Source organism: Pseudomonas baetica, assembly GCF_019733355.1.
GTDB classification, from domain to species: Bacteria; Pseudomonadota; Gammaproteobacteria; order Pseudomonadales; family Pseudomonadaceae; genus Aquipseudomonas; species Aquipseudomonas baetica_A.
In genome coordinates, this window is the sequence record NZ_JAIHLQ010000054.1 from 1 (window position 1) to 24,608 (window position 24,608).

Below are 24,608 nucleotides of genomic sequence, written 5' to 3' on the forward strand. Positions count from 1 at the left end.
CTTTATAACTCAACTCGCCTTTTTCTACTTGGTCGACAACCGACAATTTAAAAGTCAGCGTGTAATCGCGCTGACTACGTTTTGCGCCCGTATCCATTGCACCCTCCTGATAAGAAGCCAGAAGGTGTAAACCTTATTCAGGACGAGACAGCAGGCAAAGAAAAGCCCGGCCTAAGCCGGGCTTTTCTCAGAGCGGCAGCTAATTACTTAGCTTGAGCTTCAACCTGCGCTTCTACGCGACGGTTTACAGCGCGGCCAGCTTCAGTTTTGTTGTCAGCAACTGGGCGGGATTCGCCGTAGCCAACAGACTGAACGCGGGACGATTCAACACCGTACTGGTTGGTCAGAACTTGCTTAACGGCGTTTGCACGACGCTCGGACAGTTTCTGGTTGTAAGCGTCAGGACCGACGGAGTCAGTGTGACCTTCAACAGTAGTGGTGGTGGATGGGTACTGCTTCATGAAGTCAGCCAGGTTTTTGATGTCGCCGTAGCTGTTTGGCTTCACAACCGACTTGTCGAAGTCGAACTTGACGTCCAGCTCAACACGAACAACTTCTGCAACTGCTGGGCAGCCGTCAGCGTCAACAGTTACGTTGGCTGGGGTGTCCGGGCACTTGTCAACGTTGTCGCAAACGCCGTCGTTGTCGCTGTCGGAGCAGACTTCAGCTGGTGCTGGAACTGGAGCAGCAGCAGGCTTGGAGCCGCCACCGAAGTTCACACCGATACCGACGCTAGGAGCCCACTCGGTGTCGCCCTGGTCGATGTTGTACTGAGCTTCAACGCCAGCACGGGCGTAGAAGTTGTCGGTGAAGTACAGCTTGGCACCGCCGCCAACGTTGGCGAAGGTGGAGCGGTTACGACCGCCGGAACCGTTCTGACCGATGCTCTGATCGGAGAAACCAGCCGATACGTATGGACGCAGCATGTCGCCTGGGTTGTTGAAGTGGTACAGAGCGTCCAGAGCGGTGTTGGCGCCCTTGATGTTACGGCCATCGTCGGAACGCACGTTGTGCACTTCGTCGTAGCCCAGACGCAGTTCAACGTCGTCGGTCAGGAAGTAACCGATCGAACCGCCGAACAGGTTGCCGTTGTTCTTGAAGTTACGAGCGCTGTCGAATTGTTCTTTCTTTGCGAAGCCTTCGATTTCAACTGCGCCTTGGCCTTGTGCCAGAGCGCCGAACGAAGTGGCGGCAATCAGAGAACCAATGGCCAAGCCCAAGGTGTTTTTCAGTTTCATCCGTTAAATCCCCATCTGGTGATTGTGAAGCAGTCCCGCAAACCGGGGGACAACTCGGCGGCAATTCTATCAGAACTTGCCTACACGTAAGAGATATTTGCGCTGAACTAAGTTTCAGCAATGCCTGCAAATTTCTCACGTAATTTATCTAGAGCACGTTTGTACCGCATTTTTGTAGCACTCAAACCCATATGCATGATGTCTGCGATCTCCTGAAACTCCAGCTCTGCGACAAAACGTAGCACCAGAATTTCACGGTCAATCGGGTTCACATACACCAACCAGCGATCGAGCCCGCCCTTTTCTTCCGGTTTCGGCGCCTTTTCCTCAGACGCTTCTTCCAGCGGGTCAAGACTCAATGCGTCCATCAAGCGACGCTTTCGCCGTTCCTTTCGATACTGCGTAATACATTCGTTGTAAGTGATGCTGTACAGCCAGGTTTTGAACTTCGATTTCCCCTCAAAGTTCTTCAAACCATACAAAACCTTCAGCATCACTTCCTGACAGACATCGTCCGCGTCGCGATCGTTCCCAAGATATCTCGCGCAGACGTTAAATAATGTTCGCTGGTAACGCCGCATCAGTTCTTCATAAGCGCGCGTTACGTGAAAAAGCTCGGTATGCGAGCGCGCGACCAACTCCTCATCAGAGAGTTCGCGGGGGTCGTAGCGCGTGGATAGCGTATGGGCTTTATTCAAAACAAGTCGTGCCGACAGTCAGGTCAATGTCCGCCGCAACCAGCATCAGCTGGCATTTTGCGGCGGCATACATTAGCAGGGTTTGCCGGATTAGCGGCTACTCACATGCTGTTCCAGCAGGATCCGATTGGAAAGAGAGACTAGCTCACCCTCATCGGTCAGCAGTGTGGTTTTAACCGTGCCGATCTCTTCGATCTGGCCTTCGACCTCGCCAACACGCACTTGTTGCCCAACCTGATACAACTCACGCACATAGATTCCCGCAAGAATCTGACCGGCGATTTCCCGGCTTCCCAAGCCCATGGCCAGCGCAACGGCCAGACCAACGGTAATCAGAACAATGACGATCACATGGTTCAGAAGGTCGGTCTTGACCTCAAGCTGACTGATCGCGACCGAGATGCTGATGATGATCACCAGTCCCTGTGCAATTCGCCCCAATCCCGAAGCGTAGTCCAGACCTACGCCTTCTGCTGCACCGCGCACCAGCCCGTTGGCCAGTTGTGCGAGCAGAACACCTACCAGCAACACCAGCGCGGCGCCGAATACTTTCGGCAAATACAGCGCCAGGATGTCGAGCGTAGCCGAAACTCGCTCAAGCCCGAGGGATTCTGCTGCAGAAACCAGGAAAATAAGCAGAACGAACCAGTAGACGATTTTGCCAATCAGGGTCGAAATCGGTACCTGCAACCCGGCACGCGACATCAACTTGGTCAAACCGGTGCCGCCCATCAGACGGTCGAGACCCAGTTTGGCAAGCAGCTTGGACAGCAAGGTATCGAGCAGCTTCGCCACGACGAAACCCAGCAGCAGCACGACCAGTGCGCCAAACAGGTTCGGGATGAAGTTGGCGACTTTGGTCCACAACGCAGTCATTGCAGTGACGAGGCTCTGAGTCCAGAGATCAAGTTCCATATTCAATCAGCCTTATCAGCAGTGCGAGCGGTAGGTTTACGAAGACGGGAAACCGGCGAAACATGGGCCGATCCGTTGTTCAAGGCGATCATCAGCGCGGGCAGCCAGCGGCCCAGCAGGCTGAACAGATCGCCGGCGCCGACCTGGCGGTTGGCGGTTTTGAGTACGCGGCCCAAGCACGCATCGTCGTCGCGGCTGGACGGCGAAGCGTTGAGCATGTCACGCAAAGACTGTTCAAACGGATCGTGCATACGCACCTCTCGTGATGTCTGTGAAAGACGCGGGCAAATTTGGTCGGGTCACATGCGGCATCTCTATACCCAACGCAAACGGCGGAACAACCACCATTGTCCGAGGGCCACAGCGACCATCAGCAGGCAAGCCACCACGAAGCCGTAAGGACTCCCGGAAAGCGGAATTCCACCGACGTTTATACCCAGCAGACCGGTGATAAAACTCATCGGTAAAAAGATCCCGGTGATGATCCCGAAGCGATACATCGTGCGATTCATGCGCTCGCTCAGGCGCCGGTCCTCAGCCTCCAGCACAAGCCCCACGCGCTCTCGGGTCAATTCGAGCTCTTCGAGATAACGCGTCAGGCTGTTGTTCAATTCGTTCCAGTAGTCGGCGTCGTCATCAACGAACCAAGGCAGTTTTATCCGCGTCATTTGGCCGAATATATCCCGCTGTGGCGCGAGAAAACGCTTCAGTCCAGCCGCCCTGCGACGGATGTGCAAAATGGCGCCATGATCGGGTGTATACCGTTCGTCGGCATCCATTTTTTCTTCTTCCTCATCGGCGATTTCCGAGAGGCAAGTGACCAGATCCTGCACCTTGTTGGTAAGGAACTGCGCCAGATAAAGGATCAGTTCAGAAGCGGTTTTCGGGCCTTTGCCGTCTGCCAGTTGCGCGAGCAATTCATCGGTAGCCCGCAACGGCCGCAAACGCAGGGAGATCACACGCTGGGCGCTGGCAAAAATGCGCACCGAAACCATGTCTTCCGGCTCCGCGCCCGGATTGAGATTGACCCCGCGCAAAAACAGCAACAGCTCGGCATCCGGCAACGGCAACAAACGAGGTCGAGTGTTCTCTTCCAGCAGCAGGTCGCAGGTGAATTCATTGAGACCGCTGGATTTGCGCAGCCAGGTCTGCGTTTGCGGATGACTGCGATCCCAATGCAGCCAGAGGCTTTCATGGGCCTGCAGCTGCAAATCGTCGAATTCAGTCCGGGCTATCGAACGCGCACCGCCTTTACCGTCCAGCACCAGGGCATGCACCAGCCCCCATTGCGCGTTTTCTTCCTCGAACATCCTCATCCCTTTGTCGAAAGCTTAATCAGGCATCTTCAGCGGGCTCGGCGAGATGATCACGCCGTTGTTGTCCGCATAAATGTAGTGCCCAGGGTGGAACGTCACACCGGCAAAAGTCACCGCAACGTTGAGGTCGCCAATGCCGCGTTTTTCGGTTTTCATCGGATGACTGGCCAAGGCCTGAACCCCGAGGTCGGTCTGGGCGATAACGTCGACATCACGGATGCAACCGTAGATCACCAGCCCTTCCCAGCCATTGCTTGCGGCTTTCTCGGCGATCATGTCGCCCAGCAGTGCACGGCGCAGGGAACCGCCGCCATCGACCACCAGCACCTTGCCGTGGCCGTTGAGCTCGGCTTGTTCCTTGACCAGCGAGTTGTCTTCGAAGCATTTGATGGTCACGATTTCGCCGCCGAACGAGTCACGGCCGCCGAAATTGCTGAACATCGGTTCCAGCACCTGAACCAGCTCCGGATAGGCGTCGCAAAGGTCAGGCGTAAGGTAATGGTTCATCGAAAAACTCCTGTGAAAAGGAAGACGATCAAGGATGACGCACTCTTTTGAAACGAGTTCCGGCGGTCGCTGTTTACCTTAGTTCATGCCATGGTCGCTGAACGAACCTGAACAAACGCTGAAACGTAATAGCTAAACAGCCACCCAATATGACCAGAACCGCACAACGCGTCATATCTTAGCCGCAAGCCAAGCCGAACGAAATGCCCTTTTCAGAGCCTGCGACTCAGCCTGCAGCCGCCATATCCGGCTTCTCACCCAGCAGGGGCGCTTGCTGGTCGCTCAACCAGCGTGCAACCAGCGGCCACACTTCAGCCTGCGCAGACTTGCTCACCAACATCTCGACATGACCGAAATTTTCGCTGAAGCCCTGCTCGCGCCCCAGATTGACGAACTGTTTTTGCTCACTACCTATCTGCTCGAACAATTTGCGACAGGCCCAGGCCGGATCCTGATGGTCCCCTACCGCACTTACCGCCAGCACAGGCACTTGAACATCCGTCAAACCGGCCCACCAATCTTTGTCCTTGTCACCAAAACGACCGAACAGGCCATACCAGCGCATGCTTTCGATCGCCAGACCGATCGGTTCGTCTTCAGGTCCACGCTTGAGACGCGAGCCCGATAGCTGGGCAAATCGCTTGAGAATGAAGCGACTGCTCCACTCCACCGGCGGGATTTTCAGCGGCCAGTACGTTCGGCTGACCTGCGTGCCAAAAAATGCCGCCGACGCCACGGCCGGCTCACCCAGGTATTCGCCGCCAAGCGCCGCCGCCAGGGTGATGCCGCCCAGCGAGTGCCCCAGCCAATGCGGAACCTGACCGCTCTGCTCGCGCACGAACGCGGCAATTGCCGGCAGATCGTATCGCGCGTAGTCAGCGACGCGATTGCGCCGGTAATCCTCGTTGCGCTGCGACAGGCCGTGACCGCGCATCTCCGGGATCCACACGTCGAAACCCAGCCGTGCCAGGTAGGCGCCCAGCCCCAGACCTTTCGGCGAAAACCAGAAGCGGCGGTTGGAAAAACTGCCGTGCAACAAAATCACCGGCACGCCCCGTACGGCCGGTTCATCAGCCATACCCAGGCGGGTGACGGCGATTTCCACGGACCAGTCCGGGCTGTTGCCGGGTTTCAATCGATAAACATCTTCGCTCAGATCGCCGCGCCGTTCGGCGCTGATCAGGGCGACAGGAAATAGGTTGCTGCTGCTTTGCATAATGCTCTTGCACAAAAAAGGGCGGCATCCACAGGAGCCCGCCCTACTTCAATCTCAAAGCCTCGACCCGCAAAGGCAGGTCGAGGCTTCATTAACGACTTATTGGGCCGCTTGGCCTTCCGCCAGGAAGAACCAGGTTTCCAGCACGGTGTCCGGGTTCAGCGACACGCTTTCGATGCCCTGCTCCATCAGCCACTTGGCCAGATCCGGGTGATCCGAAGGCCCCTGACCGCAGATGCCGATGTACTTGCCGGCCTTGTTGCACGCGGCAATCGCGTTGGCCAACAGCTTCTTGACCGCCGGATTACGCTCGTCGAACAAGTGCGCGATGATGCCCGAGTCGCGATCCAGACCCAAGGTCAGTTGAGTCAGGTCGTTGGAACCGATCGAGAAACCGTCGAAGAACTCGAGGAATTCTTCAGCGAGAATCGCGTTCGAAGGCAGTTCGCACATCATGATGACGCGCAAACCGTTCTCGCCGCGCTTCAATCCATTCTCTGCGAGCAGATCCACAACCTGGCTGGCTTCGCCAAGGGTACGCACGAACGGCACCATGATTTCGACGTTGGTCAGGCCCATCTCGTTGCGCACGCGCTTCAGCGCCCGGCATTCGAGCTCGAAGCAGTCACGGAACGATTCGCTGATGTAACGCGAAGCGCCACGGAAGCCCAGCATCGGGTTTTCTTCTTCCGGCTCGTAGAGTTTGCCGCCGATCAGGTTGGCGTATTCGTTGGACTTGAAGTCCGACAGACGCACGATGACCTTCTTCGGCGCGAACGCGGCAGCGAGGGTGCTGATGCCTTCAACCAGTTTTTCGACGTAGAAACCGACTGGATCGTCGTAACCGGCGATGCGCTTGTCGACGCTTTCCTTGATTTCCGGCGGCAGGCCGTCGTAGTTCAACAGTGCTTTGGGGTGGACGCCGATCATGCGGTTGATGATGAATTCCAGGCGGGCCAGGCCCACACCGGCGTTCGGCAATTGCGCGAAGTCGAAAGCGCGGTCCGGGTTGCCGACGTTCATCATGATCTTGAACGGCAGGTCCGGCATGGCATCCACGGAGTTTTTCTTGATGTCGAAGCCCAGTTCGCCTTCGAAGATGTAACCGGTGTCGCCTTCGGCGCAGGACACGGTCACGCCCTGACCATCCTTCAACAATTGGGTGGCGTTGCCGCAACCCACGACGGCCGGAATCCCCAGTTCACGGGCGATGATCGCCGCATGGCAAGTACGGCCGCCCCGGTTGGTGACGATGGCGCTGGCGCGTTTCATCACCGGTTCCCAGTCCGGATCGGTCATGTCGGACACCAGCACGTCGCCCGGCTGGACTTTATCCATCTCGGACACGTCCTTGATGATGCGAACCTTGCCGGCGCCGATGCGCTGGCCGATGGCGCGACCCTCAACCAGCACGGTGCCGGTTTCTTTCAGCAGGTAACGTTCCATGACGTTGGCCTGAGTGCGGCTTTTAACGGTTTCCGGACGGGCCTGCACGATGTACAGCTTGCCGTCGTCACCGTCCTTGGCCCATTCGATGTCCATTGGGCACTGGTAGTGCTTCTCGATGATCATCGCCTGCTTGGCCAGTTCGCTGACTTCGGCGTCGCTCAGGCAGAAGCGCGCGCGGTCAGCCTTGTCGACATCGACGGTTTTGACCGACCGACCGGCCTTGGCCTCGTCGCCGTAGATCATCTTGATGGCTTTGCTGCCCAGGTTGCGACGCAGGATCGCCGGACGACCGGCTTCCAGCGTGCCTTTATGGACGTAGAACTCATCCGGGTTCACCGCGCCTTGTACGACGGTTTCACCCAGGCCGTAGGCGCCGGTGATGAACACCACGTCACGGAAACCGGATTCGGTATCGAGGGTGAACATCACGCCGGCGGTGCCGGTTTCCGAACGCACCATGCGCTGCACGCCGGCCGACAGGGCGACCAGTTTATGGTCGAAGCCCTGATGCACGCGGTAGGAGATCGCACGGTCGTTGAACAGCGAAGCGAACACTTCTTTGGCGGCGCGGATAACGTTTTCCACACCACGGATGTTCAGAAAGGTTTCCTGCTGGCCGGCGAACGAGGCGTCCGGCAAGTCTTCGGCGGTGGCGGAAGAACGCACGGCCACGGCCACGTCAGGGTTGCCGGCCGACAGTTCGGCGAACGCGGTGCGGATCTCGGCGTTCAGTTTTTCAGGGAATTGGGCTTCCATGATCCATTGACGGATCTGGGCGCCGGTCTTGGCCAGCGCATTGACATCATCAACGTCGAGTGCGTCGAGGGCCTTGTGGATCTGGTCGTTGAGGCCGCTCAGTTCGAGGAAGTCGCGATAGGCCTGGGCGGTGGTGGCAAAGCCGCCAGGGACCGACACACCGGCGCCTGCCAGGTTGCTGATCATCTCGCCCAGGGATGCGTTCTTGCCCCCCACATGCTCAACATCGTGTTTGCCGAGCTTATCGAGGGAAACTACGTACTCTACCAAGGTGATCTCTCCACTAACTGTGTTGGAAAAGCTCAGAAGCCGGCGGCTCGGGGGAGCGTTGGCCGGCTGTATGGCCTGGACCTGGAAAATAAGTGAGAATGCGGGCCAATGGCGGCCGGCAAATCGCGCCTATCATATCCAGAAATGCTCATAAGTGTCCTGTGCTGCCTATGCATGCCGATGTGGCGAGTGACTGTTGTTGCCAGACAAGGCGCCGCGACAAGTCATAGCTGGCTACGGCGAGGAGCGGCAACGTAGTATGGCGACAACAGGCGCCGCCACGACGGCATGCATAGGCTACACAGGACACTCACTTAAGGCCCAAGGTGCAAATGAAACGATCTGCTTTCTTTATCTCCGATGGCACCGGCATTACCGCCGAAACCCTGGGTCAAAGCCTCTTGGCGCAGTTCGAAAACATTGCGTTCAGCAAATTCACGCGCCCGTACATCGACAGCGTGGAAAAAGCGCGGTCCATGGTACAACAAATCAACAAAGCCGCTGAAACCGACGGCTTTCGCCCGATTATCTTCGACACCATCGTCAATCAGGACATTCGTGAGATTCTCGCCACCTCCAATGGTTTCATGATCGACATTTTCTCGACCTTCCTGGCGCCGCTCGAGCAGGAACTGACCGAGCATTCTTCCTACACCGTCGGCAAATCGCATTCGATCGGGCACAACTCCAATTACATGGAGCGCATCGAGGCGGTGAACTTCGCCCTCGACAACGACGACGGCGCCCGCACGCACTATTACGACAAGGCCGATCTGATACTAGTGGGCGTGTCGCGTTGTGGTAAGACACCGACGTGCCTGTATATGGCCATGCAATTCGGCATCCGCGCGGCCAACTATCCGCTGACCGAAGACGACATGGAGCGCCTGACCCTGCCAGCCGCCCTGCGCGCGCACCAGCACAAGCTGTTTGGCCTGACCATCGACCCGGATCGCCTCACCGCGATTCGCAACGAGCGCAAGCCCAACAGCCGCTATTCAAGCTATGCCCAGTGCGAATTCGAAGTGCGCGAAGTGGAAAACCTGTTCCGCCGCGAGAACATCCCGAACATCAACTCCACGCATTTTTCGGTGGAAGAGATTTCGGCGAAGATTCTGGTCGAGAAAGGTGTGGAGCGGCGGTTCAAGTAGATTTGCGGTGCCTGATCTGAAGCCTTCGCGAGCTTGCTCGCGAAGAACGATTACGCGGTTTCGGTGAGTGCCTTCGCCAGCGTTTCAAAGCCGCCGAGCAACAACCCGTCATCCCCCACCGAATTACACACACTCGCCCGAATAAACTGCGGCACCGCCGCGTGCCCGACGGCGAACGCCTCGGCGGTCGCCACCAGATAGTTGTTTTCCTTCAATTCCGCTGCAATCTGCGACGCCCGCCACAGTTCAGGCACTTGCAACCAGAAATGCGGGCTGTGGATATGCGTCTTGTAGCTCAACCCCTCCAGCGCCCCCGCCACCCATGCCTTGCGCCGGCCGATCTCGCCGATCTGCTCATCCAGCAAGCGCTCGGCCATGCCGTTTTCGATCCACAGAGCCGCCACCTCCTGGGTCAATGGATTAGCCATCCAGCAGGAACCGCGAATGGCTGAACTGATGCGCCCAATCAGCGCTTGCGGCGCATGCACATAACCCACCCGCACCCCCGCCGAAACCGCCTTGCTCAGGCTGCCGATCAACACTGAGCGCTCCGGGGCGAAATAACTCAGGGGCAGCGGACGCTGGCGATCCAGCACCGCGTGTGCTTCGTCTTCGAGGATCAGCAGATTGTGTTGGCGACAGACCTCGGCAATCGCCTGTCGTCGTGAGATCGACATGACCGCAGCCGTAGGATTCTGGATCGTCGGCGTGCAATACAGGGCGGATACCCGGTGCTGACGACAAATATCCTCCAGCGCCGAGGGCAACAGTCCTTCGTCATCCATCGCGGCACCGATCAGCTTTATCCCGAGCTGGCGTGCGACGCTGATCAATCCGGGGTAGGACAAATGCTCGGTGACAACCGTGTCACCCGCCTTGAGCAAACCCATCAACGCGCACAACAGGCCATGCTGACCGCCGTTGACGCACAGCACCTGATCGGCGTGCGGGACAAAATCCCCATGACGCAGCCATTGGGCACCCGCCGCCCGATGCCGTGGCAGTCCACCTTCAGCGGTGTATCCCGTCAACTGCTGCAAGCGGTGCGGATCACCGGCCAGTGCCTGTAGGGTTTGGCTCATCAAAGCCGTTTCCTGCCCGGGAATCGGCTGATTGCGACTCATGTCAAAGCAGGCCGGGGGCTCATCGCTGACATTGCGAAAGCCCTTGTCTTGCGGCCGCTCCATCCCGCGCTGACGCACATAAGTGCCGTCTCCTACACGGGCCACGACCCATCCCACACGCTCCAGTTCGCCGTAGGCACGGCTGATGGTGCCGATGGTAACGCCGAGGCTGTCGGCCAACAGCCTGTGGGGTGGCAACTTGCAACCGGCCTCGATAACACCGGCAACGATGGCCTTCTCGACCGCGTCCGCGAGGCGTTGATACTTCACACCGACGCCATTGGCGAGGCCGTCACGGAGGATTGACACCATGGCAATACTTACTTTGACAGTCATTCCCGCCCCGAATAGCGTACTGAAAACAGGTTCAATCAGGGATAGACCTTTTCAGCAACCAGGTCAATTCCGTCGTTCGGAGCACACCGCATGTCGATCGCCCTCAGCACGCCGTTGAACGCCAGCAAACCCTGGCTCGCCGGGTTGGTCACCAGTGTGTTGTTTCTGATCGTCTGCCTGAGTTGGGGCACGACATGGCTGGGGATCAAGATTGCCGTGGAAAGTGTGCCACCCCTGACCGCCGCCGGGCTGCGTTTTCTGATTGCCTTTCCACTGTTCCTCGGCTTCGCCGTATTACGCAAAGAGCCGCTGCTGTTCCCCCGGCAGAGTCGCTGGTTCTTTGTGTTCGTCACGCTGTCGTATTTCAGCCTGCCCTACTACTTGCTCAACTATGGCGAGATACATGTGTCGTCCGGCCTGACCGCGCTGCTGTTCAGTTGCATGCCGGTGTTCATCCTGATTTTTTCTGCGCTGTTTCTGCGCGAGAAGATCCAGCCGACGCAAATGCTCGGTATCGCCATCGGTTTCGGCAGCCTGTTCATGATCATCCGCAGCCAGGGTTTGCATCTGGATCAGGCCGAATGGCTTGGTGTGCTGGCGATTTTCAGCGCGGCGATCATGCATGCGCTGTGCTACGTGATCACCAAAAAGCACGGCAGCGCGATCAGTGTGATCACCTACAACACTCTGCCCATCGGCATTGCCGGGTTGATGCTGCTGGTCGCAGGCCTTTCGCTGGAGAACCCGACATTCGCCACCATCACGCCACGCTCATGGGGCGCCCTGCTCTACCTCGGAATGGTGGCGTCGGTCGGCGGCTTTATCGTTTATTTCGTCCTGCTCAAACGCCTGAGCCCGGTCCTTCTGTCATTCGTGTTCATCATCTTTCCGGTGTTCGCCGTGATCATCGGCGCCTGGTACGAAGGCACGGAAATTTCTCGGGAGCTGATGCTGTATTCGGCTGTCCTGCTGGGCGGTTTTGCGATCACCAAGCTGCCAGCCAAGCGCTAACAATCATGCATTGAACATCGGAGGTTCAAATGTCGGTACACACCATGGAAACCCTCAGTCTTTTTAACAATGCCCCTTATCAGCGCGACTTCAGTGCCCGGGTGATCGCGGTGGTAGATCAGGCCGTCGTCCTCGAACACACGCTGTTCTATCCCACCGGTGGCGGGCAGCCGGGCGACACCGGGCACTTCAGCCTGCCGGATGGCACCCGGATCGACGTGACGGAAACGCTGCGCGACCCGTTGCTGCCGTCGATCATCTGGCACAAGGTGTCGCAATGCCCGCCTCAGCTATGCGTCGGCACCCTGCTCAACGCCAGCCTGGACTGGGCGCGGCGCTATCAACACATGAAGATGCACACCTGCCTGCACCTGCTGGGATCGATCATCAACGCACCGGTCACCGGGTGCAGCATCGGCGCGGACAAGGGCCGGCTGGATTTCGATCTGCCCCAAATGACCCTCGACAAGGACAGCCTCACGCGCGATCTCAACGCGCTGATCGAGCAGGCCATTGCGGTCACCACCCTGTCGATGCCCGCCTCGGAGTACCCCGCACTGTTGGAAAAAACCGGTAGCAAAACGGTTAAGCCACCGGCGATTCAGGGTGAATTGCGGATGGTCGAAGTGATCGGAATCGACATCCAGCCCTGTGGCGGCACCCACGTACAAAACACCCGGGAAATCGGCCGGGTGTTTTGCGAAAAAATCGAGAAGAAGAGCAGGACCAACCGGCGGGTGATCCTGCGGTTTGAATGAGCCTTAGATCACGAACAGGTCGACAAAGCGGTTCACCGCAGTCGCCTCAAGCTGCGCCTGATCCTTGCACAAGGCAAAAATCTCGCTGCTGCGCTGTCCGGTGAAGCGCGTCGCCAGGTTCGCCTTGAACTTGTCTTCGAGCAACGGAATGCCTTCGGCGCGGCGGCGACGATGGCCGATCGGATATTCCACCACTACGTTGTCGGTGCTTGAGCCGTCCTTGAAAAACACCTGCACGGCATTGGCAATCGAGCGTTTGTCGGCCTCCAGATACTCGCGAGTGAAGCGCGGGTCTTCGACGATGACCATTTTTTCGCGCAGCACATCAATGATCGGATGCGCCTTGTGAAAGTCGTCTTCGTACTGCTCGGCCACCAGATTGCCGAACGCCAACGGCACGGCGGTCATGTACTGAATGCAGTGATCGCGGTCGGCGGCGTTAGCCAGCGGCCCGACCTTGGAAATGATGCGGATCGCCGATTGGTGGGTGGTGATGACGATCCGGTCGATTTCGTGCAGACGATTGCGCACCTGAGGGTGCAACGTGACCGCCGCTTCGCAAGCTGTTTGCGCATGAAATTCGGCCGGGAAGCTGATTTTGAACAGCACGTTTTCCATCACGTAGCTGCCCAAAGGACGCGAGAAACTGAAGGCTCGCGTGCCCTCGGGCTTCAACGCCAGATCGCTGTTGGTGTGGCTGAACAGCACGTCATAAAACCCCCACTGTTTAGCGCTCAGCACGCCGGGAATACCCATCTCGCCGCGCATGGCGATGTCCGCCAAACGCACGCCACGACTCGATGCGTCCCCCGCCGCCCAGGATTTGCGCGAGCCGGCGTTCGGCGCATGCCGATAAGTGCGCAACGCCTGCCCATCGACGAACGCATGGGACAGCGCCGATAACAGTTGCTCGCGATTGGCGCCCATCAGTTTGGCGGTGATGGCGGTCGAGGCGACTTTGACCAAGATGACGTGGTCGAGTCCTACGCGGTTGAAGGCGTTTTCCAGGGCGATCACGCCCTGAATCTCATGGGCCATGATCATGGCTTCGAGCACATCGCGAATCGTCAGCGGCGCTTCAGCGTTGGCCACGCGTTTCTGCGCCAGGTGATCCGCCACCGCTAGAATCGCGCCAAGGTTGTCCGACGGATGCCCCCATTCGGCAGCGAGCCAAGTGTCGTTGTAATCAAGCCAACGCACGATGCAGCCGATGTCCCACGCGGCTTTGACCGGATCAAGTCGATAGCACGTGCCCGGTACTCGTGCCCCGAACGGCACGACAGTGCCTTCGACGAGAGGGCCAAGGTGTTTGGTGCATTCGGGGAAACGTAACGCCAGCAGGCCACAGCCCAGCGTGTCCATCAGGCAGTTGCGGGCGGTGTCGAGGGCTTCGCTGGATTCAACGTTGAAAGTGAGGACGTAATCGGCGATGTCCTGCAGGACACGGTCGTAGTCGGGGCGGTTGTTCAGATCGACGTTGGCGCTCATGTTCGATTCACTCTTGAAGTGGTTCGTTGACGGGACCTCGGTTCAGGGCTGATTTTTTGGGTTGAAATACTATCCCCTGTGGGAGCGGGCTTGCTCGCGAAGGCAGAGTGTCAGTCGACATCATTATTGCCCGGTGCGCCGCCTTCGCGAGCAAGCCCGCTCCCACAGGGTATGAAGTGTTACTTAAAAAGCGTCGCCGGGCACGCGCACGTAGCCTTCCATGAGTACCCGGGCACTGCGACTCATGATGGCCTTCTTCACCACCCACTCACCGTTTTCCAGACTGGCCTCAGCACCGACCCGCAAGGTCCCGGACGGATGCCCAAAGCGCACCGCACTACGCTCAACGCCGCCCGCCGCCAGATTCACCAGCGTTCCGGAAATCGCCGCTGCGGTGCCGATCGCCACCGCGGCCGTGCCCATCATCGCGTGGTGCAATTTGCCCATCGACAAGGCGCGCACCAGCAAATCAACATCAGCCGCCGCAACCGCCTTGCCACTGGAGGCCACATAGTCCGCAGGCTTGGCGACGAACGCGACTTTCGGTGTGTGCTGGCGCTTGGCGGCTTCATCCAGATTGGCGATCAACCCCATACGCAACGCGCCATAAGCACGAACGGTTTCAAACATTTGCAGCGCTTTCGGATCGCTGTTGATCGCGCTTTGCAACTCGGTGCCGGTGTAACCGAGGTCGGCGGCGTTGACGAAGATCGTCGGGATGCCGGCATTGATCATGGTCGCCTTGAACGTGCCCACACCGGGCACTTCCAACTCGTCGATCAGGTTGCCGGTGGGGAACATTGAGCCACCGCCGCCCTCTTCGTCTGCTGCCGGGTCCATGAACTCCACTTGCACTTCGGCGGCCGGAAAGGTCACGCCGTCGAGTTCGAAGTCGCCGGTTTCCTGCACCTCGCCATGGGTGATCGGCACATGAGCAATGATGGTCTTGCCGATGTTGGCCTGCCATACGCGCACCACCGCTACGCCGTTTTGCGGGATACGGCTGGCGTCGACCAAACCATTGCTGATCGCGAACGAACCGACCGCCGCCGACAGGTTGCCGCAGTTGCCGCTCCAGTCCACGAACGGCTTGTCGATGGAGACCTGACCGAACAGGTAATCGACGTCGTGATCGGCTTTGATGCTTTTCGACAGGATCACGGTTTTGCTGGTGCTCGACGTGGCGCCGCCCATGCCGTCGATCTGCTTGTCGTACGGGTCGGGGCTGCCGATCACCCGCAGCAATAACGCATCGCGGGCCGGGCCGGGAATCTGCGCCGCCTCGGGCAGATCCTTGAGGCTGAAGAACACGCCTTTGCTGGTACCGCCGCGCATGTAGGTGGCGGGAATCTTTATTTGAGGTGCGTGAGCCATGGTGCTCCTTAACAAAGGCGCGGGACTTAAAATCCCACGCCCACATACGATGATTTAAACGGCAACCGACGACTCTTCGAGGAAGTCCTGAGCGAAGCGCTGCAACACGCCGCCGGCCTCGTAGATCGACACTTCTTCAGCGGTGTCGAGGCGGCATGTCACCGGCACGTCGACGCGCTCGCCGTTCTTGCGATGGATCACCAGCGTCAAGTCAGCGCGCGGCTTTCGGGCTCCGATCACGTCGTAGGTTTCGCTGCCGTCGATGGCCAGGGTGTGACGGTCGGTGCCCGGTTTGAACTCCAGCGGCAACACGCCCATGCCGACCAGGTTGGTGCGGTGGATACGTTCGAAACCTTCGGCAGCAATCGCCTCGACCCCAGCCAGACGCACGCCTTTGGCCGCCCAGTCGCGGGACGAACCCTGACCGTAATCGGCGCCGGCAATGATGATCAGCGGCTGCTTGCGTTCCATGTAGGTTTCGATGGCTTCCCACATGCGCATGACTTGGCCTTCCGGCTCGACGCGGGCCAGCGAACCCTGTTTGACCTTGCCGTTTTCCACCACCATTTCGTTGAACAGTTTCGGGTTGGCAAACGTTGCGCGTTGCGCAGTCAGGTGGTCACCCCGGTGGGTGGCGTAAGAGTTGAAGTCCTCTTCCGGCAAGCCCATTTTCGCCAGGTATTCGCCGGCGGCGCTGTCAAGCATGATCGCGTTCGACGGCGACAAGTGATCGGTGGTGATGTTGTCCGGCAGCACCGCCAACGGGCGCATGCCCTTGAGCGGACGCGCACCCGCCAACGCACCTTCCCAGTAAGGCGGACGGCGAATGTAAGTGCTCGTCTCGCGCCAGTCGTACAGCGGCGTGACTTTCGGGCCGGTGTCTTCGTGGACCGCGAACATCGGGATGTAGACCTGACGGAACTGCTCCGGCTTGACCGAGGATTTGACCACGGCGTCGATTTCTTCGTCGCTCGGCCAGATGTCTTTGAGGCGGATTTCCTTGCCGTCGACCACGCCCAACACATCCTTCTCAATGTCGAAGCGGATGGTGCCAGCGATGGCGTACGCCACAACCAATGGCGGCGAGGCCAGGAACGCTTGCTTGGCGTAGGGGTGAATCCGGCCGTCGAAGTTGCGGTTGCCCGAAAGCACGGCCGTGGCGTACAGATCACGGTCGATGATCTCTTGCTGGATCACCGGGTCCAGCGCACCGGACATGCCGTTGCAAGTCGTGCAGGCGAATGCGACGACGCCAAATCCGAGTTGCTCCAACTCAGTGGTCAAACCGGCTTCGTCGAGGTACAGCGCCACGGTTTTCGAACCCGGGGCCAACGAGGATTTGACCCACGGTTTGCGGGTCAGGCCAAGCTTGTTGGCATTGCGCGCCAGAAGGCCAGCAGCAATGACGTTGCGCGGGTTGCTGGTGTTGGTGCAACTGGTGATGGCGGCGATGATGACTGCACCGTCGGGCATCTGCCCCGGCACATCTTCCCACTGGCCGCTGATGCCTTTGGCCGCCAGATCGCTGGTGGCGACGCGGGCGTGCGGGTTGCTCGGGCCGGCCATGTTGCGCACGACCGAGGACAGATCGAAGGTCAAACCGCGCTCGTATTGCGCACCTTTGAGGCTGTCGGCCCACAGGCCGGTGGTCTTGGCGTATTGCTCGACCAACTGAACCTGTTGGTCTTCGCGGCCGGTGAGTTTCAGGTAATCGATGGTCTGCTGATCGATGTAGAACATCGCCGCGGTGGCGCCGTATTCCGGGGCCATGTTGGAGATGGTTGCACGGTCGCCGAGGGTTAGCGCGGCAGCGCCTTCGCCAAAGAACTCCAGCCACGCCCCGACGACTTTCTGTTTGCGCAGGTACTCAGTCAGTGCCAGCACCATGTCGGTGGCGGTGATGCCCGGTTGCAGCTTGCCGGTCAGTTCAACGCCAACGCTTTCCGGCAGGCGCATCCACGAGGCGCGGCCGAGCATCACGCTCTCGGCTTCGAGGCCGCCGACGCCGATGGCAATCACGCCCAGCGCATCAACGTGCGGGGTGTGGCTGTCGGTGCCGACACAGGTGTCGGGGAACGCCACGCCGTCACGCACCTGGATCACCGGGGACATTTTCTCCAGGTTGATCTGGTGCATGATGCCGTTACCCGGCGGGATCACGTCGACGTTCTTGAAGGCCTTTTTGGTCCAGTTGATGAAGTGGAAACGGTCTTCGTTGCGACGGTCTTCGATGGCGCGGTTTTTCTCGAACGCCTGGGCATCAAACCCGCCCGCTTCGACGGCCAGCGAGTGGTCGACGATCAGTTGCGTCGGCACCACCGGGTTGACCTGCGCCGGGTCGCCGCCTTGCAAGGCAATCGCGTCGCGCAGGCCAGCGAGGTCGACCAGTGCGGTCTGACCAAGAATGTCGTGGCACACCACACGGGCCGGGAACCACGGGAAGTCGAGGTCGCGTTTGCGTTCGATCAGTTGCTTGAGGGAATCGGTGAGCGTGGCCGGATCGCAGCGACGCACCAGGTTTTCCGCCAGCACGCGGGAGGTGTACGGCAGGGTGTCGTAACTGCCGGGCTGAATCGCCTCGACCGCCGCACGGACGTCGAAGTAATCCAGAGGGCTGCCGGGCAGGTTCTTGCGAAATTCTGTGTTCATCGGGTCAGGACTCGGGTCACGGTAGTTTCAAGAGGTGAACATTGCACCGGCACTGAAGTGGACTCGGTCACCCGTGGGAGCGGGTTTGCTCGCGAATGCGGTGTGTCAGTCGATAGATCATTGGCTGATACACCGCATTCGCGAGCAAGCCCGCTCCCACATTGGCTCCCGGTTTAACCAGTTACCCGTGCGGCCTCACCATTCAGCGACGTTCGATTGGCACGAACTTGCGCTGTTCGACGCCGATGTACTCGGCGCTTGGACGGATGATGCGGTTGTTGGCACGCTGTTCGAACACATGCGCGGCCCAGCCGGTCAGGCGCGAGCAGACGAAAATCGGCGTGAACAGTTTGGTCGGGATGCCCATGAAGTGGTAAGCCGAGGCATGGTAGAAGTCGGCATTCGGGAACAGTTTTTTCTGCTCCCACATGGTCTTGTCGATGGCTTCGGAAACCGCGAACAACACCTTGTCACCCACTTCGTCAGCCAGTTTTTTCGACCAGCCCTTGATCACCTCGTTGCGCGGATCGCTGTCCTTATAGATCGCGTGACCGAAGCCCATGATCTTGTCTTTGCGCTCAAGCATGCCGAGGGTGCCTTTGATCGCCTCTTCGGGCGACGAGAAGCGCTCGATCATTTCCATCGCCGCTTCGTTGGCACCGCCGTGCAGTGGGCCGCGCAACGAACCGATAGCGGCGGTGACGCAGGAATACAGGTCGGACAGGGTCGATGCACAAACGCGAGCGGTGAACGTCGAGGCGTTGAATTCGTGCTCGGCGTACAGGATCAGCGAAACGTTCATCACTTTGACGTGCAGTTCGCTCGGTTTCTTGTCGTGCAACAGGTGCAGGAAGTGGCCGCCAATGGTGGGCTCGTCGCTGACGCAGTTGATGCGTTTGCCGTCATGGCTGAAGCGATACCAGTAGCACATGATCGCCGGGAATGCGGCCAGCAGACGGTCAGTCTTGTAGCACTGTTCGCTGAAGTCTTTCTCCGGTTCGATGTTGCCCAGGAACGAGCAACCGGTGCGCATCACGTCCATCGGATGAGCGTCGGCGGGGATGCGTTCCAGCACTTCTTTAAGCGCTTGCGGCAGGTCGCGCAGTTTGCTCAGTTTGCCTTGGTAGTCGGCAAGTTGCGCTTGGGTCGGCAGCTCGCCGTAAAGCAGCAGGTAAGCGACTTCTTCAAATTGCGCATCTGCCGCCAGTTCACGCACGTCGTAGCCGCGATAGGTCAGCCCGGCGCCGGCCTGGCCCACGGTGGACAGTGCCGTTTGCCCGGCCACCTGGCCCCGGAGCCCGGCGCCACTGAGTACTTTTGCTTCAGCCATTGTTTTCTCCAATCTTGAATTTGTTAGGGAGTACGGCGGCGGCTTACTTCTTCGCCGCAAACAACGCATCGAGCTTCTGCTCGAAGGTGTGGTAATCGATGCGATCGTAAAGCTCCATGCGAGTCTGCATGGTGTCGATGACATTCTGCTGCGTGCCGTCGCGGCGGATCGCGGTGTAGACGTTTTCCGCCGCTTTATTCATCGCGCGGAACGCCGACAGCGGGTACAGCACCAGCGACACGTCGGCGCCGGCCAGTTGCTCGGTGGTGTACAGCGGTGTCGAGCCGAATTCGGTGATGTTGGCCAGAATCGGGGCTTTCACGCGGTTGGCGAACAGTTTGTACATCTCAAGTTCGGTGATGGCCTCCGGGAAGATCATGTCGGCGCCTGCCTCGATGCACGCGGCAGCACGATCCAGTGCCGACTCCAGGCCTTCGACCGCCAGCGCATCGGTACGCGCCATGATCACGAAGCTGTCGTCAGTGCGGGCATCGACGGCGGCTTTGATGCGGTCGACCATTTCCTGCTGGCTGACGATCTCTTTGTTTGGGCGATGACCGCAGCGCTTGGCGCCGACCTGATCCTCGATGTGAATCGCCGCCGCGCCGAACTTGATCATCGACTTGACGGTGCGCGCCACGTTGAAGGCTGAAGAACCGAAACCGGTATCGACATCCACCAGCAACGGCAGGTCGCAGACGTCGGTGATGCGGCGAACATCGGTCAGCACGTCGTCCAGGCCAGTGATGCCCAGGTCCGGCACGCCGAGCGAGCCCGCCGCCACACCGCCGCCGGACAGGTAGATCGCTTTGAAACCGGCGCGTTTTGCCAACAACGCGTGGTTGGCGTTGATCGCGCCGACCACCTGCAATGGATGCTCGCTGGCGACCGCATCGCGGAAACGCTGGCCTGGAGTGCTCAGATTGGAACTCATGACTCACCTCGTTCAGTGGCTGTCTTATCGTTGGCGCCGTCCTGGTAATGACGGGCGATATTGCGTTTTGAGGCGCCGATGTGACGGCGCATCAACAATTCCGCGAGTTCGCCGTCACGGTCGGCGATTGCATCGAGAATGCGGTGGTGTTCGGCAAAGGCCTGGCGGGGGCGATTGGGCGTGGAGGAAAACTGGATGCGGTACATGCGCACCAGTTGATAGAGCTCGCCGCAAAGCATTTGCGTGAGGGTGCGGTTGCCGCTGCCCTGGATGATCCGGTAGTGAAAGTCGAAATCGCCTTCCTGCTGGTAGTAGCCAACGCCGGCCTGAAATGCCGCGTCGCGCTCATGGGTTTCGAGCACCCGGCGCAACTCGTCGATTTCTTCGACGCTCATGCGTTCAGCCGCCAAGCGGCAAGCCATGCCTTCAAGGGATTCGCGGATTTCGTAGAGTTCCAGCAATTCGGCGTGACTGAGCGACACCACCCGCGCACCGACATGCGGCACCCGGACCAGCAGGCGCTGGCCTTCCAGACGATGAATAGCCTCACGCAGCGGGCCACGACTAATGCCGTAGGTGCGCGCCAGCTCCGGCTCGGAGATTTTGCTGCCTGGGGCGATCTCGCCTTTGACGATAGCCGCCTGAATACGCCGGAAGACGTTTTCCGAAAGCGTCTCGGAATCGTCGCCGCTGATGACCGGGGGATCGAGTTGATCCAGCATGATTGTCGACACCTTCAAATCCAATGCGGCAAAAACTAGTCAATCAGCCGGCATCAGTCAAAGGATAAATAGATATTGTCGACAATCGTCTAATAACCACCCTTGGACCACCCCAAGGGTTATAGACCCGCTCGGACGCTGGCGCCATAAAATCACCGTGCTAGAATGCCGCCCGCATTTGCTGGCCATTTGTACGGCTTGTCATAAAAAGCTGATAGGCACACGAAGGGGCTTGCGCAAGTTTTGCCAAGGACCTGAACCGAAAACGGAACGCTGCGCACCAGGATTTATGAGACTCAAGCCTTTCCCCACATTTTTTGCTCTGTTTTGCCTGCCCGGGCTTGCCGCCGCGGGAGAAAAAACCGTGTACGGCCTCAACGAATACGCCTCGTTGGATGGCATCAATCTGCAAGTCGCGGCCAAACTCGATACGGGCGCTAAAACCGCCTCGCTGAGTGCCCGCGACATCAAACGCTTCAAGCGCGACGGTGAATCCTGGGTACGTTTCTACCTGGCGATCGACGCCGCGCATTCGCACCCGATCGAACGACCGCTGGCCCGGGTCAGCAAGATCAAGCGCCGCGCCGGCGACTACGACCCGGAAGAAGGCAAGAAGTACACCGCCCGCCCGGTGATCGAGCTGGATATCTGCATGGGCACGGCGATGCGCAGCATCGAAGTGAACCTGACCGACCGAAGTGCGTTCCAATATCCGCTTTTGATCGGCTCCGAAGCCTTGAAACGTTTCGATGCGCTGGTCGACCCGAGTCTTAAATACGCTGCCGGCAAACCCGCCTGCACCATCGCCGCTCATACCGCCGAGTAATTTCCATGCGTTCTCTAACCTTTCACCTGAAAATCCTGATCACCATTCTGGTGTTGCTGGGCGTTTCGGTTACGGCCTATCAGATTTTCGTGCTCGGCATTCCGGTGACCGAAGACGCCACCGACGATTTGTGGAACATCGATGCCAAGGTCGAGTTCGTCGCCAGTGCCAAGGATCCGGTCAAAATCCAGATGTTCGTGCCGCCCCTGAGCCGCGATTACGTCAGCCTCAACGAGAGCTTCATCTCCAATAACTACGGCGTGGCCGTGAACCGCGTCGATGGCAACCGCAAGGTGACCTGGTCGGCGCGCCGGGCCAAGGGCAACCAGACCCTGTATTACCGCTTGGTGCTGACCAAGCGTTACACCTCGGAAAAATCCAAGATCAAAGGCCCGACCTTCCGCGACAGCATTGCGGTCGAAGGCCCGGAAAAAATCGCCGCCGAAGCACTGCTCGCGCCGATCCGCCAACACTCGGCCGACGTCGAAACCTTCATTGGCGAGGCGATCAAACGCGTCAACAACCTCAACGATGACAACGTGAAACTGCTGCTGGCGGGCGATCCATCCACCGCGCACAAAGCCAAAATCGTCGAACTGTTGCTGTCTATCGCGCACGTTCCGGTTGAAAAAGTCCACACCATCCGACTGGTTGCCGATCAGCCACAAAGCCCTGAACTGTGGCTGCGCAGTTTCAATGGCAACGACTGGCTGTACTTCAACCCGGAAACCGGCGAACAAGGCCTGCCAAGCGACCGCCTGCAGTGGTGGACCGGCGATGAGAACCTGATCACCATCGACGGCGGCAAGAAAGCCAACGTGACCTTCAGCCTGAACAACAGCGAGATGAATGCGATTCGTCTGGCCAAGCTGACCGACGAAAACACTGACGCCAACTTCCTCGAATACTCGCTGTATGGCCTGCCGCTGCAAACCCAGCAAACCTTCATGATCATGGTGATGATCCCGATTGGCGTGCTGGTGATCCTGATCCTGCGCAACCTGATCGGCCTGCAGACCCTCGGCACCTTCACCCCGGTACTGATCGCCCTCGCCTTCCGCGAAACTCAGTTGGGCTTCGGCATCATCCTGTTCACCGTGATTACCGCGCTGGGCCTGTCGTTACGTTCTTATCTGGAACATCTGAAACTGCAAATGCTGCCGCGCCTGTCGGTGGTGCTGACCTTTGTCGTGGTGTTGATCGCGGCGATCAGTCTGTTCAGCCATAAGCTCGGCCTGGAACGCGGCCTGTCGGTGGCACTGTTCCCGATGGTGATTTTGACCATGACCATTGAGCGCCTGTCGATCACTTGGGAAGAACGTGGCGCAAGTCACGCGATGAAAGTGGCCATCGGCACGCTGTTCGCCGCGTCGCTGGCGCACTTGATCATGACCGTGCCTGAGTTGGTGTACTTCGTCTTCACCTTCCCGGCGATCCTCCTGATCATGGTGGGTTTCATGCTGGCAATGGGTCGCTATCGCGGTTATCGCCTGACCGAGCTGGTGCGTTTCAAGGCGTTCCTGAACAAGGCTGATCACTGATGTTCGGTTTCTGGAAGACCTGGAAGGCCCTGGAAGCCCGGGGCATCATGGGCATCAATCGCCGCAACGCGGACTATGTGCTCAAGTACAACAAGCGCAGTCTGTACCCGATCGTCGATGACAAGATCATCACCAAGGAGCGCGCCATCGAGGCCGGTATTCAAGTGCCAGAGCTGTATGGCGTGATCTCCACCGAGAAGGAAATCGACAAGCTCGGCGAGATCATCGACGGGCACACCGACTTCGTGATCAAACCGGCCCAAGGCGCCGGCGGCGACGGCATTATCGTGATTGCAGACCGTTTCGAGGGACGCTATCGCACGGTGTCGGGCAAGATCCTTGCCCACGAGGAGCTGGAGCATCACATCTCCAGCATCCTCACCGGCCTGTATTCGCTAGGCGGCCATCGCGATCGCGCGCTGATCGAATACCGCGTCACCCCGGACCAGATCTTCAAGAGCATCAGCTACGAAGGCGTGCCGGACATCCGCATCATCGTGCTGATGGGTTATCCGGTGATGGCGATGTTGCGCCTGCCAACCCGTCAGTCCGGCGGCAAGGCCAACCTGCACCAGGGCGCCATCGGTGTTGGTGTCGACCTGGCTACGGGCCTGACACTGCGCGGCACCTGGCTGAACAACATCATCGCCAAACACCCGGACACCACCAACGCGGTGGACGGCGTGCAACTGCCCTACTGGGACGGTTTCATGAAACTCGCCGCTGGCTGCTACGAGCTGTGCGGTCTGGGTTATATCGGCGTGGACATGGTGCTCGATCAGGAAAAAGGCCCGCTGATTCTCGAGCTGAACGCGCGGCCGGGGCTGAACATCCAGATCGCCAACGACTGCGGGCTGACGTTGCGTACCCACGCAGTGGAAGCGCGGCTGGAAGAGCTGAAGGCCCGTGGCGTGACAGAGTCGGTTGAAGAGCGGGTGGCGTTTACTCAGGAGATGTTTGGGCATATTCCTGCGGTAGAGGGCTGATCAGCCTGTCCAT

General features: G+C 59.0%; 21 protein-coding genes. 6 read left to right on the top strand and 15 right to left on the bottom strand.

Annotation, left to right across the window (positions count from 1 at the left end):
- Positions 1–203 precede the first annotated feature (203 nt).
- The 8 genes from K5E40_RS30600 to ppsA all read right to left on the bottom strand — a co-directional run bounded on the left by K5E40_RS30600 (position 204) and on the right by ppsA (position 8,365).
- Entirely contained in the window at positions 204–1,238 is a 1,035-nt protein-coding gene (locus K5E40_RS30600; protein WP_221733928.1) for an OmpA family protein, read from the bottom strand.
- A 107-nt stretch (positions 1,239–1,345) separates the two neighbouring features.
- Positions 1,346–1,936, bottom strand: a complete 591-nt coding sequence (gene sigX / locus K5E40_RS30605; RefSeq protein ID WP_166222309.1) for an RNA polymerase sigma factor SigX — start codon at positions 1,934–1,936, stop codon at positions 1,346–1,348.
- A 90-nt stretch (positions 1,937–2,026) separates the two neighbouring features.
- Positions 2,027–2,851: a mechanosensitive ion channel family protein gene (locus tag K5E40_RS30610; protein WP_221733929.1), complete on the bottom strand. Its 825-nt coding sequence runs from the start codon at positions 2,849–2,851 to the stop codon at positions 2,027–2,029.
- 2 nt (positions 2,852–2,853) lie between these two features.
- Positions 2,854–3,102 (bottom strand): hypothetical protein, encoded by a 249-nt coding sequence (locus tag K5E40_RS30615; RefSeq protein ID WP_008076827.1) that lies wholly within the window; start codon positions 3,100–3,102, stop codon positions 2,854–2,856.
- A 63-nt stretch (positions 3,103–3,165) separates the two neighbouring features.
- A complete protein-coding gene (locus K5E40_RS30620) occupies positions 3,166–4,161 on the bottom strand; it encodes a zinc transporter ZntB (protein WP_221733930.1) in 996 nt (331 codons plus the stop codon).
- A 21-nt stretch (positions 4,162–4,182) separates the two neighbouring features.
- Positions 4,183–4,674: a ribonuclease E activity regulator RraA gene (rraA, locus tag K5E40_RS30625; RefSeq protein ID WP_221733931.1), complete on the bottom strand. Its 492-nt coding sequence runs from the start codon at positions 4,672–4,674 to the stop codon at positions 4,183–4,185.
- Positions 4,675–4,900: 226 nt separating this feature from the next.
- Positions 4,901–5,890: an alpha/beta fold hydrolase gene (locus K5E40_RS30630; protein WP_221733932.1), complete on the bottom strand. Its 990-nt coding sequence runs from the start codon at positions 5,888–5,890 to the stop codon at positions 4,901–4,903.
- A 99-nt stretch (positions 5,891–5,989) separates the two neighbouring features.
- Positions 5,990–8,365: a phosphoenolpyruvate synthase gene (ppsA, locus tag K5E40_RS30635; RefSeq protein WP_221733933.1), complete on the bottom strand. Its 2,376-nt coding sequence runs from the start codon at positions 8,363–8,365 to the stop codon at positions 5,990–5,992.
- A 332-nt stretch (positions 8,366–8,697) separates the two neighbouring features.
- On the opposite strand from ppsA, the gene K5E40_RS30640 reads away from it, so the two are divergent.
- On the top strand, positions 8,698–9,516 hold the full coding sequence (locus K5E40_RS30640; RefSeq protein WP_221733934.1) for a pyruvate, water dikinase regulatory protein: 819 nt from the start codon (positions 8,698–8,700) through the stop codon (positions 9,514–9,516).
- 50 nt (positions 9,517–9,566) lie between these two features.
- On the opposite strand, the gene K5E40_RS30645 is transcribed toward K5E40_RS30640, so the two are convergent.
- Positions 9,567–10,976 carry a PLP-dependent aminotransferase family protein gene (locus tag K5E40_RS30645; protein ID WP_221733935.1) on the bottom strand — a complete coding sequence of 470 codons (1,410 nt, stop codon included), beginning with the start codon at positions 10,974–10,976 and terminating at the stop codon, positions 9,567–9,569.
- 90 nt (positions 10,977–11,066) lie between these two features.
- On the opposite strand from K5E40_RS30645, the gene K5E40_RS30650 reads away from it, so the two are divergent.
- Complete coding sequence (locus K5E40_RS30650) at positions 11,067–11,987, top strand: DMT family transporter (RefSeq protein WP_221733936.1); 921 nt, start codon at positions 11,067–11,069, stop codon at positions 11,985–11,987.
- Positions 11,988–12,016: 29 nt separating this feature from the next.
- Positions 12,017–12,745, top strand: a complete 729-nt coding sequence (locus K5E40_RS30655; RefSeq protein ID WP_221733937.1) for an alanyl-tRNA editing protein — start codon at positions 12,017–12,019, stop codon at positions 12,743–12,745.
- Positions 12,746–12,748: 3 nt separating this feature from the next.
- Here K5E40_RS30655 and prpD read toward each other — a convergent pair whose 3' ends face one another.
- The 6 genes from prpD to K5E40_RS30685 form a co-directional block, all read right to left on the bottom strand.
- On the bottom strand, positions 12,749–14,233 hold the full coding sequence (prpD, locus tag K5E40_RS30660) for a 2-methylcitrate dehydratase (protein WP_221733938.1): 1,485 nt from the start codon (positions 14,231–14,233) through the stop codon (positions 12,749–12,751).
- A 183-nt stretch (positions 14,234–14,416) separates the two neighbouring features.
- Positions 14,417–15,607: a 2-methylaconitate cis-trans isomerase PrpF gene (prpF, locus tag K5E40_RS30665; protein ID WP_221733939.1), complete on the bottom strand. Its 1,191-nt coding sequence runs from the start codon at positions 15,605–15,607 to the stop codon at positions 14,417–14,419.
- A 54-nt stretch (positions 15,608–15,661) separates the two neighbouring features.
- Positions 15,662–18,256: a Fe/S-dependent 2-methylisocitrate dehydratase AcnD gene (gene acnD / locus K5E40_RS30670; protein WP_221733940.1), complete on the bottom strand. Its 2,595-nt coding sequence runs from the start codon at positions 18,254–18,256 to the stop codon at positions 15,662–15,664.
- Positions 18,257–18,458: 202 nt separating this feature from the next.
- Positions 18,459–19,586: a 2-methylcitrate synthase gene (gene prpC, locus K5E40_RS30675; protein ID WP_221733941.1), complete on the bottom strand. Its 1,128-nt coding sequence runs from the start codon at positions 19,584–19,586 to the stop codon at positions 18,459–18,461.
- 43 nt (positions 19,587–19,629) lie between these two features.
- Positions 19,630–20,520: a methylisocitrate lyase gene (prpB, locus tag K5E40_RS30680; protein WP_221733942.1), complete on the bottom strand. Its 891-nt coding sequence runs from the start codon at positions 20,518–20,520 to the stop codon at positions 19,630–19,632.
- A complete protein-coding gene (locus tag K5E40_RS30685; RefSeq protein WP_221733954.1) occupies positions 20,517–21,239 on the bottom strand; it encodes a GntR family transcriptional regulator in 723 nt (240 codons plus the stop codon). Before K5E40_RS30685 ends, prpB begins: the two co-directional genes overlap by 4 nt.
- 292 nt (positions 21,240–21,531) lie before the next feature.
- Between K5E40_RS30685 and K5E40_RS30690 the strand changes: the two genes are divergently transcribed.
- From K5E40_RS30690 to K5E40_RS30700, 3 genes are read left to right on the top strand one after another with little or no spacing between them, the layout of a single operon-like run.
- Complete coding sequence (locus K5E40_RS30690; RefSeq protein ID WP_221733943.1) at positions 21,532–22,068, top strand: ATP-dependent zinc protease; 537 nt, start codon at positions 21,532–21,534, stop codon at positions 22,066–22,068.
- A 5-nt stretch (positions 22,069–22,073) separates the two neighbouring features.
- A complete protein-coding gene (locus K5E40_RS30695; RefSeq protein ID WP_221733944.1) occupies positions 22,074–23,609 on the top strand; it encodes an inactive transglutaminase family protein in 1,536 nt (511 codons plus the stop codon).
- The gene (locus tag K5E40_RS30700) at positions 23,609–24,595 is read left to right on the top strand and encodes an alpha-L-glutamate ligase-like protein (protein ID WP_221733945.1); all 987 of its coding nucleotides are present in this window, start codon (positions 23,609–23,611) and stop codon (positions 24,593–24,595) included. The genes K5E40_RS30695 and K5E40_RS30700 overlap by 1 nt, the downstream gene beginning before the upstream one ends.
- Positions 24,596–24,608 lie beyond the last annotated feature (13 nt).